We start from the raw sequence: 17,245 nt of genomic DNA, 5'->3' as shown, positions 1-17,245 counted from the left end.
GGGCCTTGGCGAGATGGCCGTGAGGCCAGAATGTGCCCCCCTGCGCCGATAACACTTAGTCACGGGTAGCGGCAGTGCGGCGAGTGCCCCGGCAGTGGTCCTGCCTCGGTGAGGATTTTTCAACCTCAGGTTGAGGCGAATCGAAGGACGAGGACAGCCTTCACGATCTTGGTGATGCGGTTGGTTGCGAAGGCTCACTATGCGCCCCATAATCACGATCGCTTCACCCGCTTGATCGGCCACTCCATCTCCGTATCGAAGAACTTAATGACCGAGGTGACCAGCATGAGCCCCATCACCGCGTTGATCCGGCTGTACTGAGCGCGCGAGACGGCATGCGTGGTCGGATGCCTTCCAAAGGTGCGAGGGATCGGGTCGCCGTCTTCCGTTTTGTACTTCGCGTGCGCACACCACACTGGTGCGAACGTGAAAGCCGCCCGGATCTTGTAATCTTCCAAGTTGAAACGAACACCGTGACTCTGTTGGCGATCTTGTCGGGGTCAGTTAAGGGTGGTGCAGAGGGCGCGGAAGTGGCTGGGTGCCCGCTGGGGTCGGGTCGGGTCGGCGATCCAGTCGGCGATGCGGGTGACATTGCAGGCCAGCGCGGTCAGTACGTGCTGGACGTGTGTCTTTGGCAGTCCTCGGTAGTGGGTTCGTCGCAGGCCGCAGGTGCGGACGTTCTGGGAGAGGGTGGCTTCGATGCCCGCACGGATCGCGTAACGGCGCTGCCAGTCCTCAGTGCGCTGGTCGAGCCGGTTGTGCTGCTGAATCTCGTGCAGTTTGCGGGTGGGCAGCAGTGCGAGCGAGCGCGGACCGCTGACTGCGTTGGTGCATTGCGGGCGGACGGGGCAGGCCAGGCAGGTGGGCTTGTCGAACTTGATCTGGGTGTAGTCGTGTCCGCTGATGCGCAGGGGCCGCCACTCACGGCTGAGGTTGCCTTGGGGGCAGGTGGCCCGGCGGTGGTCCCAGTAGATGGTGAAGGCGGCCTTGTCGAAGCCGGCCCCGCTTCTGGCCTGGTGGCTGTGGTCGGGCACGACCGGGCCGAGCAGGGTGATGCTGTGTATCCGCTGGGCGCGTTCGATCTGCGCCGGGCTGACGTAGGCGGCGTCGACCGCGTGCTCGGCCGGGGTCAAGTTGATCGCTGCGAGGTCGTCGTGGATCTGGGCGGTGAGTTGGCCGTCCTGGACCGGGGCGATCGTGGTGGCCACGTGCACGACCACCTCAGGCAGTTCTGACGTGCATGTTTCGGTGAAGTGGGTGCGGTAGCCGGACCAGGCTGTGTCCCGTTTGACGCAGTAGTGCGCATCGGTGTCGTAAGGGGAATCGAACCGCAACGACGCGGGTGGCAGCGCGTGGCCATCGCGCCAGCGCAGCCGCCCTCCGGAGTCCCGGTAATAGTGGTGTACCCAGACCCGGCGCAGGATCTCCACCTGCGTCAGCGTCCGGAGCCTGGGCGTGGCGTCGGCCGCCCACGCGGCGGCCAGGATCTTCTGCCCGTCCCGGCCGAAGGCCTCGGCCAGGGCTGTGACCCCGGCTTTCCCGCCGGGTACCTTGCCGATCTCCACCTTGCGCCCGTAGCGCTTGTTCCACTCCGGCTCGACCAACGGAAGCAGCCAGTCCGGGGCCGTCTGGGCGAGCTGTTCCAGGGCGGCCCGCAGGCTCTCGCCCACCAACTCCAGTCGGCTGAGCGTGCGCACCGCCGAGAGCACGTGGGTCGCGTCGGTGCGCTGCCGTCCGCCGGATTTGAGCAGTCCGGCCTCGGTCAGCCGGTACAGCATCACCGGCAGCAGCCGGTCCGTGGCGTCGGTCTCGGCCAGCCGGGCCCGGAACTCGCACAGCACCGAGTGGTCGAAGCCCGGATCGTCCAACTCCAGTCCCAACGCGTATTTCCAGTCGATCCTGGTGCGGACCGCGTTCGCGGCCGCCCGGTCGGACAGGTTCTCCGCGAATTGCAGCACCGACACCAGCGCCAACTGCCCCGGCGACAAGCCCGGCCGCCCGTCCGTGGGGTACAGGTCCGCGAACTCCTCGTCCTCGAACACCACATCCAGCCGATCCCGCATCAGCATCGCCGGCGTGCCCTTCGGGCACGCCGCCCACGCCGTCAACACCGTTCACGTCGGAATCCGCTGGTAACTCCTGGCACGCAAGGACATCTTCGACCCTCTCCCCGAAACCACCCCGCCTCACTCCAGCAAACCGCCGAACAGACGACCTGTCAGCACCCCTCGCAAGATCGCCAACAGAGTCATGCCGTTGCTTTAGTGGTCGTGCCATCGGCTGTTCAAGACCACGGCAACCGGTGGGCGACGGCTGCTGGAGGGTTCGCCGGGGGCTTTGCTGGCATAGCCGGTGATGCAGGAGCGGATCTTGCGAGGGCAGTCACGGGATCTTCGGCGGGGCAGCAGACTGCGGCCGATTTCCGAGAGTCCGAGGCGTCGATCCCGCTTGCGTGCTGAGGGGGGAAAAGCCGCTCGGTGAGATCACCGAGCGGCGGACGACGTGCAGAGCCCTGGTGAACGAGGTCCGCTCTGCGATGCTGCGGTGCAGGCGAGCGGCCTCGTCCAGCAGTTCCCGGGTGGCATGGTGCACGATCAAGTGAGCGTAGATCTCCTGCCGCACGCCGTCCGGTGTCTGTGACCTGAGGACCGGCCGGCCGCGTTGATGGGTCTTGATCTCGTCGAAGACGAGCTCGATCTCCCAGCGCCGGGCGTAGAGGACGGCGAGTTCTTCGGCGGGGTACTTCTCGTGGTCGGTCAGGCTGGTGATGAGCCGGACGATGTCGGCCTGCCCGTCGACGCGGTACTCGACGACCCGGACCAGCGCCGGCGGCGCCTTGACGGTTCCAGCCGCCTTGCTGTGCTTGTTCGCCTCGATCCGGGCCAGGTAGCTGCCGTCGGGCAGAACGTCCTGGACCCGGCGGGCCTTGCGTCGCTCGATCCTCCACAGAAGGTGCGTGCCCTGCTCCCGGAGCCGGTGCCAGCGGGCCAGACCCCACAGTCCCCGGTCGGCCAGTAACAGCGTGCCGGTCCCGAGATGGGCGTCCAGAGCGTCGGAGACGATGCGTTCGGAATCCTTGAACCCGCCGATCGCGGCGTCCAGGACGGCGTGAGAGGAACACTCGGCCACCGCGACCACTCTGGCCTGCGGATAACCCATCGGGCTGCGCTGGGAGCCGGACTTGCCGAAGGCGTCGTTGTTGCCCACGGAGTCGGGCACGGCCAGCAGCATCCCGTCCAGAGCCAGCACCCGCAGCCCTCGGAACAACTCGCCGTCCGCGCCGAGAGGCCGGGCCACGGACCGGAACAGTTCCCGCATTACCGGCCAGCCGAGCCGCTGCCGAGCCCTGGTCAGCGACGACTTGTTCACCCCGGACCAGGACCGCAACCCCTTGTCGCCGGTCTTCACCAGCCGGAGGACCTCCAGGTAGTCGGCCTGCGGGAACAAGCACATCGCCAGCACGAAGTACACCGTGAACCGGGCGGACAACAGACGCCGGCGCTTCTCCGAACGCCCCGCTTCACCCACCACCCGGTCCACCACATCAGGCGGACACGACCGGGTCAGTACTCCCAACCCCAGTCGCTCCAGCCGCGATATCAGCACACCGCTTCAACCGCCCGGACCCCGCAAAAGCAACGGCATTGTCATGCCTTCGACAGGGGGACACAGTCATGCCGGGCCCGGAGGCCAGCGGCCCTCTTGCAGGACCGCGAAGAACATAACGGGGGGGGGCGTGGGTGGCGGCGGACAGCAGGTGCTGGTGGCGCTGGGTTCGGTGTGCGGAGCCGGACAGCGCCTTGCCGTCCACCGCGATCGCCGGGCGTGGCGTCGAGTCGGTGGTGGTGACGTCGGTGTGGCCGTGTTCGGCCGGGTAGTCGCCGATCGCGGTGTCCAGGGCATCGCTGTCGAGGGCGGCCCGGAGCCGGGTGAGGGTGGTATGGGACGGGGCGCGTCGGCGTCCGGGCAGGTGGCGGCGGATGCCGAGGTGTTCCAGCACCGTGGTGGTGGCGCGCTGCCCCACTCGGTGATCTTGGTGATGGTCCGGGCGTCGGAGATGACCGTGCAGGTGCGGATCAGCGGCAGGCTGATCAGGGGGTATCACCGCCCGCGACGTGCACGCGGGTCGGGTGCGCGCTGGAGGTGGGCGCGCAGGCGGCCGGTGTCCTGCGGGTGGAGAGGACTCGGTTTCGCCAGGGCGGCAGGGATCGGGGAGGGTGGAGCGGCAGGCACGGGACCTCGATGTGATCAGCTGGCGTAGACACCCTGATGATCACCGGTCTCGTGCCTGTGCTGTTGCCGCGTCAACTCCCGCCGGACGCGGACGATCTACCCGATCCCGGAACTTGCAACCGCCCTGGCCGGGCCGGTGGGGTAGTTTAGCGGTCTGATCTGGTTTGCGGCTGTTTATGACGAATATCGTGTGGCGCCGGCATGTTCCACACGCGGCCCTGTGGTGTTTGCCCCGCGTGTCAGCGAACTCTTCCTTGCAGTGTGCCCTGGAGGCTCTGGGGCCGGCTGCGCTGCTGAGCTAGAACACCAAGTGTCAGGTGTGTCAGCGCAGGCAAAAGGGATCCATCGTGAATTATCACAGTCATAACAAGAAGCGGGCCGGTGGCTCCTCGGCCCCCCAGGGCGGGCCGCTCGCTGCAGCAGGGTTGTTGGCCTTGCAAGCAAGCGCGGGGAACGCCGCCGTATCGGCGTGGTTGGAGGGGCGCGCTCGCCCGGGGCATGCCGACAGTGTGCGGCGCAGCTTGGGGATAGGGCGCGGTGGTGCTGCGGTGGGCGGGGACTCGGGCGCCGTGCCGGCGCAGGCGGCGGCAGCAGTCCAACGTCATGCTGATTGCTCTGGGAAAGGTCACCACGACGCCGCGGCTGTGGCCGAGTCCTTGGAGGCATCCGGCGGGGCTGAGGTGCAGCGTATGGCTATCCACGGGGTGCTTAGGTCTCCAGGGCAGCCGATGGAGACGGGTCTGCGACAGGAGATGGAGCAGCGGTTCGGCGGAGCGAACTTTGAGTCGGTGCGCTTTCACACCGGAGGTGAAGCGTCCGAGTCGGCTGAAGAGCTTCAAGCACAGGCATACACCATGGACAACCACGTGGTGTTCAACAGCGGGTTCGAACGGAACAAGCATGTCGTCGCGCACGAGCTGGCGCATGTAGTCGACAATATGGAGGGGCGGTCATTCGTCTCACATGACTATGGCGACGGGGTCAGTGTTTCCGATCCGGGTGGTTCTTCGGAGGTCTCAGCCGAGAACACGGCTCGCCGCGTGATGAATTCCCCGATACCGGATGCTGTGGAATCACCGAAGACCGAAGCCGTTTCCCGGCGTCCGAAATTCGGTGTCCGGAGCGCTCCCCGTTCGGGGGCTGGGGTTCAGCGTGCGCTCAAGGTCGGCCCAAAGGATTACACCGCGGTTTACAAGAATGAAACCATTAAATACGACTCCCGGCACCACGCCCAAATTCTACAAAAGCTTGTTATGGAGATTGAGGAAGGGTTTCAGGCTTCGATCAACACGGGGCACCTCTCAATACCGGAGGCGCAATCCATACAGGGCTTCGGCATCAAAATCAGGAGTCAGATTGCCAGGGCGATCGTGGACCCGGTCGGAGAGCAAGACATTAATCCGGTTCTGAATCAGTACGTTGGCAATCATCCTGATTTCGGTGCAAAGAATCGCGATATTCAGGTGAACAACTTTGTCGAACTTGCCCGGAACATGAACGGCTGGGTCCGGGCGAAGCAGAACAGGCATGAAGAAAAGAGGCAGGCAGTACAGCTGCATCAGGACAGGAATCTCGACACGTATCTCAACGTGCTGCTGAGGCGACTGCATGGATTTGCGGACAAGAAAGTTCCAAAGATAAACCATCTGGATTCCAGGCAAGTAAAGATCATGACCAGCGAGCTCAAGACAGGCAGAGCTCATGTCGAGTCGCAGCTGGCCGGGGACCCTGAGCGGAAAGCCGGGAAGGCCATCGGAGCTTACATCGACTACTTCGACGGCGAGTTCAACCCGAAATGGCGCAGAGAAGGGAAAGACCACCTTGACGCGCGGATCGTGGCGCGAGGTGGTCTCCATCAGGTCATGGCCGATCCCGTCAAATACAATTTGCGCGAGAAGATGATCGCGCTGCATGACCTTTCGGAGTACTTTGGGCACTCTCGCCACACGCCTGAAACCCAGGGCAAGAGGGCTGTCGGTGAAATCGGTGAACGTGAATCGTTGAGCACCACTCACGTCTATCCGAATGGCGAGAGGGCCGGCGCTTCGACGGATCGAGCTCAAAACCCCCTGGACGGGCAATTCGACCGACACGGGATCCAGAAAACCCATCCATCGACTCGCAACGAAAACTCTCACTCCACTAAACTGGCACGGCAGTTCAACATGCCCGTCTGGGCGGGCCAGTCCTTCACTGCTGCCAGAATGTTCAAGATGGCAGAAACGGCAGGTGCCACTCCGGAGGAGATCGCCGCAATGGCGTGGGGAATCTTTGCGTTCTGGAGAACAGACTTCGACCACACCACCACGTTCGCCTACCATACTCTCCACGAAGTCATGGACATCGCCCACAACTTCGGAGTGCATTACAACATTACGCGACCGTATGAATCCAAGGCGATGCTGGACCCACAGCGTCCGGCGGGAAAGCTCGATGCGATCGCGCGCGATACGGAAGCGCTGTACCGGGACGCGGATGCGGCCTACCGCGCTATGGTGTATCGAGCGAAGGACCCCAGGGCGAGGTGGTCTGCGAGGGATGACCAGCTCCTGGTGGAGCTGAGGAATGCCAGGGATCAGGCGGCCGCATTGCAGACAGATGTAAAAAACGCCAGAAATGATTACGCCACGTGGAGCACGGCAAACAGTAAAGACAGGAGTACTCTTCTCACGCGGACCATTAAAAGACTCGAAAATTTCGTTGCAGAAGGAAATCTCCTGAACCGTCGACTCGGTGAACTGGGGGTTCGTTAACCTCGCGCTTTCGCGAAGTGGGCTGTCCGACGGTTGGTCAGGAAAGCAGAAAGTTCCTCTGCCCAGCAATGCCGATTTCCAGGTGAGCTGCCAGGGCCGCGTCGTTCAGCCCGAATCCACCGGCTGACGCCTGTGGATAGTCCTTCCGGAAACGAGGAAGTGCCTTGTGACCTGCGATGATGGGAGTTCTTCAGGCTTCCAGCACGCACGATCGACAAGGCACTTCCGAGATGCAATCTTCCCATGCCGCCGTCCATGTCTCCGCGGTCTTCGATGAGCCGAATCTGATCGCGGATGCGGGGCTGCTGCCGCTGGTCGCGCTCGCCGAACGGGTCGGCCTGCCCGCTCTGGCAACCCAGGTCCGCATCGAGGCGGCCGACAACAGCGGCGGCACCCATCCGGGGGCCAAGGTGATGTCGCTGCTGGGCGCGATGTGCGCCGGGGCCGACTCCATCGACGATGCCGGCCGGCTGCGGCACGGCGCGATGGACCGGGCCTTCGCCGGGATACGCGCCCCGTCCACGCTGGGCACCTTCCTGCGGTCCTTCACCCACGGCCACAACCGTCAACCGCACCGGGTGCACCGCGACTTCCTGACCCGCCTCGCGGCGCACACCCCGCTGCTGCCCGGAGCCAGCGAGCTGATGTTCATCGACATCGACCCCACCCACCGCCGGGTCTACGACCGCGCCAAGCAGGGCGCCGAGCACGGCCGCCTCAAGGGCCAGCGCACCCTGCACCCGATCGTGGCCACCCTGTCCACCCCGCTCGCCCGGCCCGTGATCGGCGCGGTCCGCCTGCGCCGCGGCAAGGCCGCCGACGTCCGCGGCGCGAAAAGCTTCGTGCGTGGGGCCCTGACCATCGCGGCCGAGTCCGGCGGGGCGGGGATCCGGATGGTCCGGGCGGACAGCAAGTTCTACACCGCCGACGTGGTCGCCGCCTGCCGCACCGCCGGCGCGTACTTCTCCCTGACCACCGGCATGAACCCTTCCATCGCCGCCGCGATCGGCCGCATCGACGACGACGCCTGGGTCCCGATCCGCTACCCCGACGCCTTCGTGGACCCCGACACCGGCGAAATGGTCTCCGACGCCGAGGTCGCCGAGACCGAGTACACCGCCTTCACCGGCCGCAAGAAGAACGAACAGGTCACCGCCCGCCTGATCGTGCGGCGCGTCCGGCGCCTGAACGCCGAAGCAGCCGCCGGACAGGGGGAGTTGTTCGACTCCTGGCGCTACCACCCCGTCTTCACCAACAGCCCCTTCGGCATGCTTCAGGCCGAACTCCACCACCGGCAACACGCGATCATCGAGCAGGCGATCGCCGACGGGAAGTCCTCGGCCCTCGCGCACCTGCCCTCCGGCGACTTCCAGGCCAACGCCGCCTGGCTGACCCTGTGGGCCATGTCGCACAACCTGCTGCGGGCCGCCGGCTCCCTTGCCTCGGTCTTCCATGCCAAGGCCACCACCGCCACCCTCCGCGCCCACCTGGTCCACGTCCCCGCCCGCCTGGCCCGCACCGCCCGCGTCAAACTCACCGCCCACCTGCCCGTCAACTGGCCCTGGCGCGACGCCTACCAGGGTCTGTCCGAGGCCGTCCACCACCCGCCCGCACCGGGCTGACCGCCACGCAGAGCGCAAGCACCACGGACGGCCTCAACGGCCCTGGGCGACACCGCCCCCGCACCACCCCAACCCGAGAACCCCGGACAGGCCGCGACCCGAGCACGGCGGGCACCCCGTGCCCTCATGTCCGCACCTCACACGGCCAACGGCCCCCGGCAAGGAATCAGACCCCCGAAAGATTCACCGGTGGATCCGGGCTGAACACCCGTCACCTACACATCATTCCGTACCCGCCACGGCATCAGATGTCGGCGTACACAGTTACTCGGCAGGGCCCGAGCAGGGTGGCCCTCCCGGAACCCCGTCTCGGCTTCCAATACATGTGCAGCCCTCAGCCGGGCCCGCTCCCGCTGGTCCTCGGTCAGATCAGCCATTGTCCTCGGCTGCAGGGAGACCGCCGAAGGCCGCCCCGATGCTTCACCCCTCGGCAAGAGCCGCAGGTCGGCATGGTTGATGAGCCAGCGGAACGATCGGGTCTCCGCGCGGCCGTCACCATCCACGAGAACGAGCCGGCCGAGCTGGCCGTGGACATCCTTGATCGTCCACTCGACGCCGTTAAGCGAGACTTGCCTGCCTGGCGCGATCTGCAAGAACCCCCTCACCGCCATTACGCCTCCCAGATCAGCGAGTTGTGGCGCAGGGGACTACCCAGATCAACACCGAGCTCGCGGTGCCAGAGCAGCCGAACGATGTTCGCCCGGCCAACTGAAGGCACGCTGGTCGCGTCCGCCAGCTCGGAGAACGTCATCACCCGCCCCTCCCGGCCGCCGATCGCGGTGAGCAACTGATCCCGCATGCCCAACAGATCCCTCGACGGCCGTCGGCGCGAGGACAAGTGGTCAAGGACGCTCCAGACGTGCAGGCCCCAGCCTGCGACCACCGAGTATCGCCAGCCGCATGCCGCCGCCACCTCCCTGGCCGCCGCGAACTTGAGCGCGTCGTCGTCTTTGACCAGTTCCATCGGGCGTACGTCCAGCAGCCACATGCTGCCGCCGAATACGGCCAGGTAGTCCGGGATGTGCCAGGACTGTCCGCGCCATGTGCTCAAAGTCCAGCCGGAACGGCTGCGACAGCACCTCCGAGGCTCCCAGGAAGTCCAGCGCGACCAGCAGCCGTACCTCCTCCAACGACTCGAAACCGTGCTGCCTGTCCGTCGACGCCATCCCCTCAAGCCCGGGGCGATGCCCCTGCTTTGCCCGCCACGTGAACCCCCGCATCGGCCGGGACGACAGCACCGGCACGTGAGCCATATCCCGGATCGGCCAGCAGACCTCGCCAACACCCACCCGCCACGTCGAACTCCACCGACGCGGCCAGCCGTCCCCGAGCCGCAGCCGATCCCGCAGCCCGGCATCCCCCTTGTACTCCGCGATCAGCTGATCCAGGTGACTTGAATCCGACGGGATCTTCGCCCTCGCTACCTCGTCCACTCGCCAACCACAGCACCCCCCCCGCCCAGCCACGGGGGCCATACTTCGGAACTGATCGCAACACAGCGTTATGGGATCAAGATCCGCAAACTAACTATCTCGTCCGCAAACTAAAATCCTCGGTCACAACCTCCATCCGCTGCCTCCACCGAATACATTGCATAAAACTGCATTGATACGTATAGTCATGCCATCGCTGAGGAGGGTTTTTCGATGGCTGTACGTGCTCTACGCGCCGCGGTGGCCGGGGCGAGCGGATACGCGGGTGGGGAAGTCCTCCGGCTGCTGCTCGGGCATCCCGGGATCGAGGTCGGCGTTCTCACGGGGAACTCCAGCGCGGGACAGCGGCTCGGGGGGCTTCAGCCGCATCTGGTGCCGCTGGCCGACCGGGTGCTCGCGGAGACCACCGCCGAGGCGCTCGCCGGGCATGACGTCGTGTTCCTCGCGCTGCCGCACGGGCAGTCCGCGGCCGTCGCGGAGCAGCTCGGGGACGAGGTGCTCGTTGTCGACATGGGGGCCGACTTCCGGCTGAAGGACGCCGGTGACTGGGAGCGGTTCTACGGTTCCGCGCACGCCGGGACCTGGCCGTACGGGCTGCCCGAGCTGCCGGGCGGGCGCGCGGCGCTGGCCGGGAGCAAGCGGATCGCGGTGCCCGGCTGCTACCCGACCGCCGTCTCGCTCGCGCTCTTCCCCGCGTACGCGGCCGGGCTGGCCGAGCCCGAGGCCGTCATCACCGCGGCCTCCGGCACCTCCGGCGCGGGCAAGGCCGCCAAGCCGCATCTGCTCGGCTCCGAGGTCATGGGCTCCATGAGCCCGTACGGAGTCGGCGGCGGCCACCGGCACACCCCCGAGATGATCCAGAACCTCAGCGCCGCCGCCGGGGAGCCGGTCACCGTCTCCTTCACCCCCACCCTCGCCCCCATGGCCCGCGGCATCCTCGCCACCTGCTCGGTCAAGGCGCGCCCCGGCACGACCGCCCAGGACGTCCGGGCCGCGTACGAGAAGGCGTTCGACGACGAGCCGTTCGTCCGGCTGCTGCCGGAGGGGCAGTGGCCCGCCACCGCCTCCGTGTACGGCTCGAACGCGGCCCAGATCCAGGTCGCGTACGACGGGACCGCCCGCCGGATCATCGCGATCAGCGCCATCGACAACCTCACCAAGGGCACCGCCGGCGGCGCGGTGCAGAGCATGAACATCGCCCTCGGAATCCCCGAGGACACCGGACTTTCCACGATCGGAGTGGCACCTTGAGCGTCACCGCAGCGCAGGGATTCACGGCGGCGGGCATCGCCGCCGGAATCAAGGAGAACGGCGGCCCCGACCTGGCGCTCGTGGTCAACGAGGGCCCGCGCCGCGCCGCCGCCGGAGTCTTCACCTCCAACCGCGTCAAGGCCGCCCCCGTCCGCTGGTCCGAGCAGGTCCTCAAGGGCGGCGCCGTCACTGCCGTCGTCCTCAACTCCGGTGGCGCCAACGCCTGTACCGGCCCTCAGGGCTTCCAGGACACCCACGCCACCGCCGAGAAGACCGCCGAGGTGCTGGCCGGACACAGCGCCGGGGAGATCGCCGTCGCCTCCACCGGCCTCATCGGGCTGCTCCTCCCCATGGACAAGCTCCTCCCCGGCATCGAGAAGGCCGCGGCCGAACTCTCCCCGCACGGCGGCGAGAAGGCCGCGATCGCCATCAAGACCACCGACACCGTCCACAAGACCGCCGTCGCGGGCGGCACCACCGCCGACGGCACGGCCTGGACCGTCGGCGGCATGGCCAAGGGCGCGGGCATGCTCGCCCCCGGTCTCGCCACCATGCTCGTCGTCCTCACCACCGACGCCGACCTCGACGCCCCCGCGCTGGACACCGCGCTGCGCGCCGCCACCCGTACCACCTTCGACCGGGTCGACTCCGACGGCTGCATGTCGACCAACGACACCGTGCTGCTCCTCGCCTCCGGCGCGTCCGGCGCGGTCCCGGAGTACGACGCCTTCGCCGAGGCCGTCCGTACGGTCTGCGCCGACCTGGCCCGCCAGCTGATCGGCGACGCCGAGGGCGCCTCCAAGGACATCCGTATCGAGGTGATCAACGCCGCGACCGAGGACGACGCCGTCGAGGTGGGCCGCTCCATCGCCCGTAACAACCTCCTCAAGTGCGCCCTCCACGGCGAGGACCCCAACTGGGGCCGGGTGCTCTCCGCCATCGGCACCACCTCGGCCGCCTTCGACCCCGACCTGCTCAACGTGGCCATCAACGACGTCTGGGTCTGCCGGAACGGCTCGGTGGGCGAGGACCGCGATCTGGTCGACATGCGGTACCGGGAGGTACGGATCACCGCCGACCTCGCCGCCGGCCAGGACTCCGCGGTCATCTGGGCCAACGACCTGACCGCCGACTACGTCCACGAGAACAGCGCGTACAGCTCATGACGGCCCGCAAGCACACCGCGCTGCCCAAGGCCCAGATCCTCATCGAGGCGCTGCCCTGGCTCACCCGCCACAACGGCAAGACCGTCGTCATCAAGTTCGGCGGCAACGCCATGATCGACGAGGACCTCAAGGCCGCCTTCGCCCAGGATGTCGTCTTTCTGCGGCAGGCCGGCCTCAAGCCGGTCGTCGTGCACGGCGGCGGCCCCCAGATCAACGCCCAGCTCGACCGGCACGGCCTGGTCAGCGAGTTCAAGGCCGGACTGCGCGTCACCACCCCCGAGGCGATGGACGTCGTACGGATGGTGCTGGCCGGCCAGGTCCAGCGCGAGCTGGTCGGGCTGCTCAACCAGCACGGGCCGCTCGCCGTCGGTATGACCGGCGAGGACGCCCACACCATCACCGCCGTCCGGCACCGGCCGCTCATCGACGGCGAAGCGGTCGACATCGGCCGGGTCGGTGAGATCACCGCCATAGACACCGGCGCCATCGAGGCGCTCCTCGCCGACGGCCGGATCCCCGTCATCTCCTCCATCGCGCGCAGCGCCGACGACGGGTACATCTACAACGTCAACGCCGACACGGCCGCCGCCGCGCTCGCCGCCGCCCTCGGCGCCGAGACCCTGATGGTCCTCACCGATGTCGAGGGCCTCTACGAGGACTGGCCCCACAGCGACGACGTCATCAGCCGGCTCACCGCCGGCCAGCTGGAGAAGCTGCTGCCCGAACTCTCCAGCGGCATGGTGCCGAAGATGGAGGGCTGTCTCTTCGCCGTGCGCAACGGGGTCACCACCGCGCGCGTGCTCGACGGCCGGGTCCAGCACTCGATCCTGCTGGAGATCTTCACCAACGACGGCATCGGCACGATGGTCGTGCCGGACGGACAAGACGCAGACATCGACGCGGACGCGGACGCGGATACAGGCGTACAGGACAGCTCACCCGACGAAAGGGGCGCGAAATGACCGGCAACCAGGATCTCGCGCGGCGCTGGCGGAGCGTCATGGCCGACAACTACGGCACGCCCGCGCTCTCCCTCGTACGCGGCGAGGGCACCACCGTCTGGGACGCCGACGGGACCGCGTACACCGACTTCGTCGGCGGGATCGCGGTGAACGCGCTCGGCCACGCCCACCCGGCCGTCGTCGAGGCCGTCTCCCGGCAGATCGCCTCCCTCGGGCATGTCTCCAACCTCTACCTCGCCGAGCCGCCCATCGCCCTCGCCGAGCGGCTGATCCAGCTCTCCGGCCGGCCGGGCCGCGTCTACTTCTGCAACTCGGGCGCCGAGGCCAACGAAGCCGCCTTCAAGATCGGCCGCCTGACGGGCCGTCAGCACATGGTCGCGACCACGGGCGGCTTCCACGGCCGCACCATGGGCGCGCTCGCCCTCACCGGCCAGCCCGGCAAGCGGGACCCCTTCCTGCCGCTGCCCGGCGAGGTGACCCATGTGCCGTACGGGGACGCCGAGGCGCTGCGCGCCGCCGTCACCGAGGAGACGGCCCTTGTGATCATCGAGCCGATCCAGGGCGAGAACGGTGTCGTCGTGCCGCCCAAGGGCTATCTGGAGGCCGCCCGCGCGATCACCCGCGCGACCGGCACCCTGCTCGTGCTGGACGAGGTCCAGACGGGCGTCGGCCGGACGGGGCACTGGTTCGCGTACCAGGCCCACCAGGGCATCGAGCCCGATGTCGTCACCCTCGCCAAGGGCCTCGGCGGCGGACTGCCCCTCGGCGCGACCCTCGCCTTCGGCCCGGCCGCCGACCTGCTCGGGCCCGGCCAGCACGGAACGACGTTCGGCGGCAACCCCGTCGCCTCCGCCGCCGGACTCGCCGTACTGGACGTGCTCGCCGCCGGCGGACTCCTCGACGAGGTCAAGCGGCTCGGCGAGAAGGTACGGGACGGAGCCGAGGCCCTCGGCCACCCGCTGGTCTCCCATGTCCGTGGCGCGGGGCTGCTCCTGGGTATCGTGCTCACCGAGCCACTCGCACCCCGCGTGCAACAGGCGGCTCAGGAGGCCGGGTTCCTGGTGAACGCGCCCGCCCCCGACGTCGTACGGCTGATGCCTCCGCTGATCGCCGGTGACCGTGAGGTGGACGCGCTGCTCCGGGCGCTGCCCGGCATCCTCGACGACGCGCGGGGGAACGGACGATCAGGAGAATGAGACGACGATGACCGAGGCCCAGGGGAACGAGCACGGCGGGCAGTCCGTGCCGCAGACCAGAACCGCCCGCCACCGCCGGATCGTTGACATCCTGAACCGGCAGCCGGTGCGCTCACAGAGCCAACTGGCCAAGCTGCTCGCCGACGACGGGCTGAGCGTCACTCAGGCGACGCTCTCCCGCGACCTGGACGAACTGGGCGCGGTCAAGATCCGTAACACCGGCGGGGAGTTGATCTACGCGGTCCCCAGCGAGGGCGGCTACCGCACCCCGCACGCGCCGCTGGGCGAGTCGGCGAAGGAGGAGCGCATGCGCCGGCTCGCCGGTGAACTCCTCATCTCCGCCGAGGCGTCCGCCAACCTGGTGGTCCTGCGCACCCCGCCGGGCGCGGCCCAGTTCCTGGCCTCGGCCATCGACCAGGCCGAGCTGAGCGACATCCTCGGCACGATCGCGGGCGACGACACACTGATGCTGATCAGCCGCGACCCGGCGGGCGGCCAGGCGCTCGCGGACCACATGCTGAAACTGGCCCAGAACGACCGCTGATCGCCTTGGGCGGCGGGCGGCGGGCGGCGGGTCCGGCGCGGGCCGTCCGCCCGTCGCCGGTCCGCGCCGTACGCGCGAACGTCGGCCCACGGGCCGAACGTTGTGCCCGCCGGCGCCGGCGGGCGATCTCGGGGCGGTACGCCGCCGGGCGCGGCGCGGGTGCGGGGCGTACCGCCCTCCGGGCCGGACGCCGGTCCGGAAGCGCGGGCCCGTACGGTACGCCGCCGGGTGGCCTCGGGGCCGTACGTACTGGCCTGGCCGCGTGCAGACGCGCGGGCCCGCGCGGTACGGCGTCGGCCGCCGCCCGGCCGGCTGCGGCCCAGGACGCCGCGTGCAACGGCGCCGCGTACGTACGGTACGTGCCGCCGCCCGAACCGCTACGCGCGCGCACCCGTCGTCGTCGCCGTGTGGCGGTGGAAGCCGCTTGTCGTCCAGGTGGTGCCGTCGGTGGCGATCGCGAAGCCCTCCGTGTCCGGCAGGGACTCCAGCCAGTCCCGGGCCTGCCCGCCCATCGCGTACGCGGCCGTCGCCCGTACGTCCGCCGTGGTCAGGCCCGCTCCGCAGACGACGGTGACGGAGGCGAGCCCGTCGGCCGGTGCCTCGCCGGTGTGCGGGTCGACGATGTGGCAGCCGCGCTCGGCCGGGCCCGAGGTGGCCACGCCCAGACCGCCGTCGAGGCTCTCCACGACCAGGGCCAGGGCGCCGGGGTTCAGCGGATCGGCGATGCCCACCCGCCAGGGGCCGCCGGTCAGCTGGATGTCACCGCCGCCGTTGAGGCAGACCGAGGACGCGCCGGACGAGGTGATCATCCGGACGGCCCGCTCCACCGCCCAGCCCTTGACCAGGCCCGTCGGGTCCAGCCCGCCCGCGTACCCGGTGGTGAACCACCCGTCGCTCTCCCGCTCCGCCGCCGCGCACAGGTCCAGCACCTCGGGCACCTCGGTCACACAGTCGGAGAGGGCCAGCTCCCCCCGGCCCAGCCGCATGATCTGGCTGTCGGGCCGGAAGGTGGAGAAGACCTCGTCCGCGCGGTGCAGGGAGGCCACGGCCGCCTGGAGCCCGGCGTGCACCCGGGCCTCGTCCCGTATCCCGCGGATGTCGAACGAGAAGACCGTGCCCATCGACTCCTCGACATGGCGCAGCCGGTCCACGGCCTCCGGCGCCATCAGTTGCCCGCCTTGTCCAGGGCGCTCTGGAGCGATTCCTGATAGCCCTTGCTGGTGTAGCTGGCGCCGGAGACGGTGTCGACCTGGGCGCTCTGCGCGGTCACGGCGGCCTGGTTCAGCTTGGGCACCGCGTCGGCGGAGACGGACTGGCTGCGGGCGTCGCCGTTCGGCGCCTGGACCGCGTCCGCCTTGGTGATCCGGCCGCCCTCCACCGTGATCTGCACCTGCACGGTGCCGTACTGCGTGTTCACGGCGTTCCCCAGCACCGTCCGCGGGCCGGTCTCCGGCGGGGTCGCCGGGGCGTCGCCCGACGCGTCGCCCGTCGAACCGCCGGTCGCGCCACCGGCGTCGGTGCCCGCGCCCGCTCCCGCGTCCGCGTCGGCTCCCGCCTCCGCGCCCCCGGTCGCGTCCCCGTTCGCGCCGTCGCCCTGCGCGGGCGGCGTCTCCGTATCCGCGCCACCGCCCGTGCCGGCCTTGTCCAGGGCGCTCTGGAGCGATTCCTGGTAGCCCTTGCTGGTGTAGCTGGCGCCGGAGACGGTGTCGACCTGGGCGCTCTGCGCGGCCACCGCCGCCTGGTTCAGCTTGGGCACCGCGTCCGCTGTGACGGACTGGCTGCGGGCGTCGGAGTTCGGCGCCTGCACCGCCTCCGCCTTGATGATCTTCCCGCCCTCCAGGGTGATCTGCACCTGCACCGGGCCGTACTGCGTGTCCACCGCGTTCCCCAGCACGGTCTGGCCGCCCGTCGCGCCGGCCGCGCCGCCCACCGCGGCGGCGACCCCCGTACCGGCCTGTGTCCCGGTCCCGGCCCCGGCCAGCGGAGTGCCGCCGGGCTGCTTCAGGGCGAGCAGCAGAACGACGCCCGACGCGGTCGCGGCGACACCGATCATGATCCGCCGCAGCGGGTGCTTCCTCTTCATCG

13 protein-coding genes are annotated in these 17,245 nt (G+C 68.6%); 7 read left to right on the top strand and 6 right to left on the bottom strand.

Translation table 11 applies throughout. The features are described 5' to 3' along the window. Positions 1 to 212: 212 nt before the first annotated feature. From DVK44_RS36245 to DVK44_RS03755, 3 genes are all read right to left on the bottom strand, one after another. Positions 213 to 458 (bottom strand): hypothetical protein, encoded by a 246-nt coding sequence (locus tag DVK44_RS36245; protein ID WP_162793652.1) that lies wholly within the window; start codon positions 456 to 458, stop codon positions 213 to 215. A gap of 42 nt (positions 459 to 500) precedes the next feature. After that, the gene (locus DVK44_RS03760; RefSeq protein ID WP_228446978.1) at positions 501 to 2,111 is read right to left on the bottom strand and encodes an IS1182 family transposase; all 1,611 of its coding nucleotides are present in this window, start codon (positions 2,109 to 2,111) and stop codon (positions 501 to 503) included. A gap of 271 nt (positions 2,112 to 2,382) precedes the next feature. Beyond that, positions 2,383 to 3,540 carry an IS4 family transposase gene (locus tag DVK44_RS03755; RefSeq protein WP_231717276.1) on the bottom strand — a complete coding sequence of 386 codons (1,158 nt, stop codon included), beginning with the start codon at positions 3,538 to 3,540 and terminating at the stop codon, positions 2,383 to 2,385. A 1,040-nt stretch (positions 3,541 to 4,580) separates the two neighbouring features. On the opposite strand from DVK44_RS03755, the gene DVK44_RS03750 reads away from it, so the two are divergent. Both DVK44_RS03750 and DVK44_RS03745 read left to right on the top strand, forming a co-directional pair. Next, positions 4,581 to 6,986, top strand: coding sequence for an eCIS core domain-containing protein (locus DVK44_RS03750; protein WP_162793650.1), 2,406 nt, complete (start codon positions 4,581 to 4,583; stop codon positions 6,984 to 6,986). A gap of 230 nt (positions 6,987 to 7,216) precedes the next feature. Beyond that, complete coding sequence (locus tag DVK44_RS03745; protein WP_114658313.1) at positions 7,217 to 8,608, top strand: IS1380 family transposase; 1,392 nt, start codon at positions 7,217 to 7,219, stop codon at positions 8,606 to 8,608. 610 nt (positions 8,609 to 9,218) lie between these two features. On the opposite strand, the gene DVK44_RS36935 is transcribed toward DVK44_RS03745, so the two are convergent. Then, a complete protein-coding gene (locus DVK44_RS36935) occupies positions 9,219 to 9,659 on the bottom strand; it encodes a hypothetical protein (protein WP_228446976.1) in 441 nt (146 codons plus the stop codon). Positions 9,660 to 10,254: 595 nt separating this feature from the next. Between DVK44_RS36935 and argC the strand changes: the two genes are divergently transcribed. From argC to DVK44_RS03710, 5 genes are read left to right on the top strand one after another with little or no spacing between them, the layout of a single operon-like run. Further along, positions 10,255 to 11,292 (top strand): N-acetyl-gamma-glutamyl-phosphate reductase, encoded by a 1,038-nt coding sequence (gene argC, locus DVK44_RS03730; protein WP_114658312.1) that lies wholly within the window; start codon positions 10,255 to 10,257, stop codon positions 11,290 to 11,292. Next, entirely contained in the window at positions 11,289 to 12,458 is a 1,170-nt protein-coding gene (argJ, locus tag DVK44_RS03725; RefSeq protein ID WP_114658311.1) for a bifunctional glutamate N-acetyltransferase/amino-acid acetyltransferase ArgJ, read from the top strand. Before argC ends, argJ begins: the two co-directional genes overlap by 4 nt. Then, positions 12,455 to 13,420 (top strand): acetylglutamate kinase, encoded by a 966-nt coding sequence (argB, locus tag DVK44_RS03720; RefSeq protein WP_228446975.1) that lies wholly within the window; start codon positions 12,455 to 12,457, stop codon positions 13,418 to 13,420. The genes argJ and argB overlap by 4 nt, the downstream gene beginning before the upstream one ends. Continuing rightward, on the top strand, positions 13,417 to 14,616 hold the full coding sequence (locus DVK44_RS03715; RefSeq protein ID WP_114658310.1) for an acetylornithine transaminase: 1,200 nt from the start codon (positions 13,417 to 13,419) through the stop codon (positions 14,614 to 14,616). Before argB ends, DVK44_RS03715 begins: the two co-directional genes overlap by 4 nt. A gap of 7 nt (positions 14,617 to 14,623) precedes the next feature. Next, positions 14,624 to 15,160 carry an arginine repressor gene (locus DVK44_RS03710; RefSeq protein ID WP_114658309.1) on the top strand — a complete coding sequence of 179 codons (537 nt, stop codon included), beginning with the start codon at positions 14,624 to 14,626 and terminating at the stop codon, positions 15,158 to 15,160. 377 nt (positions 15,161 to 15,537) lie between these two features. On the opposite strand, the gene DVK44_RS03705 is transcribed toward DVK44_RS03710, so the two are convergent. After that, on the bottom strand, positions 15,538 to 16,326 hold the full coding sequence (locus DVK44_RS03705) for an FAD:protein FMN transferase (RefSeq protein ID WP_228446974.1): 789 nt from the start codon (positions 16,324 to 16,326) through the stop codon (positions 15,538 to 15,540). Continuing rightward, positions 16,326 to 17,243 carry an FMN-binding protein gene (locus DVK44_RS03700; protein WP_114664871.1) on the bottom strand — a complete coding sequence of 306 codons (918 nt, stop codon included), beginning with the start codon at positions 17,241 to 17,243 and terminating at the stop codon, positions 16,326 to 16,328. Before DVK44_RS03700 ends, DVK44_RS03705 begins: the two co-directional genes overlap by 1 nt. Between the last annotated feature and the right edge of the window lie 2 nt (positions 17,244 to 17,245).

It is taken from the genome of Streptomyces paludis (assembly GCF_003344965.1).
Classification (GTDB): Bacteria; Actinomycetota; Actinomycetes; order Streptomycetales; family Streptomycetaceae; genus Streptomyces; species Streptomyces paludis.
The sequence above is the reverse complement of the archived record's forward strand: the minus strand, read 5'-3'. Positions and strand labels throughout refer to the sequence as shown.

Coding starts and splice junctions, on each gene's coding strand:
- DVK44_RS03745 (WP_114658313.1), top strand. CDS start 7,217: ATGCAATCTTCCCATGCCGCCGTCCATGTCTCCGCGGTCTTCGATGAG.
- argC (WP_114658312.1), top strand. CDS start 10,255: ATGGCTGTACGTGCTCTACGCGCCGCGGTGGCCGGGGCGAGCGGATAC.
- argB (WP_228446975.1), top strand. CDS start 12,455: ATGACGGCCCGCAAGCACACCGCGCTGCCCAAGGCCCAGATCCTCATC.
- DVK44_RS03715 (WP_114658310.1), top strand. CDS start 13,417: ATGACCGGCAACCAGGATCTCGCGCGGCGCTGGCGGAGCGTCATGGCC.
- DVK44_RS03710 (WP_114658309.1), top strand. CDS start 14,624: ATGACCGAGGCCCAGGGGAACGAGCACGGCGGGCAGTCCGTGCCGCAG.
- DVK44_RS03705 (WP_228446974.1), bottom strand. CDS start 16,326: ATGGCGCCGGAGGCCGTGGACCGGCTGCGCCATGTCGAGGAGTCGATG.
- DVK44_RS03700 (WP_114664871.1), bottom strand. CDS start 17,243: ATGAAGAGGAAGCACCCGCTGCGGCGGATCATGATCGGTGTCGCCGCG.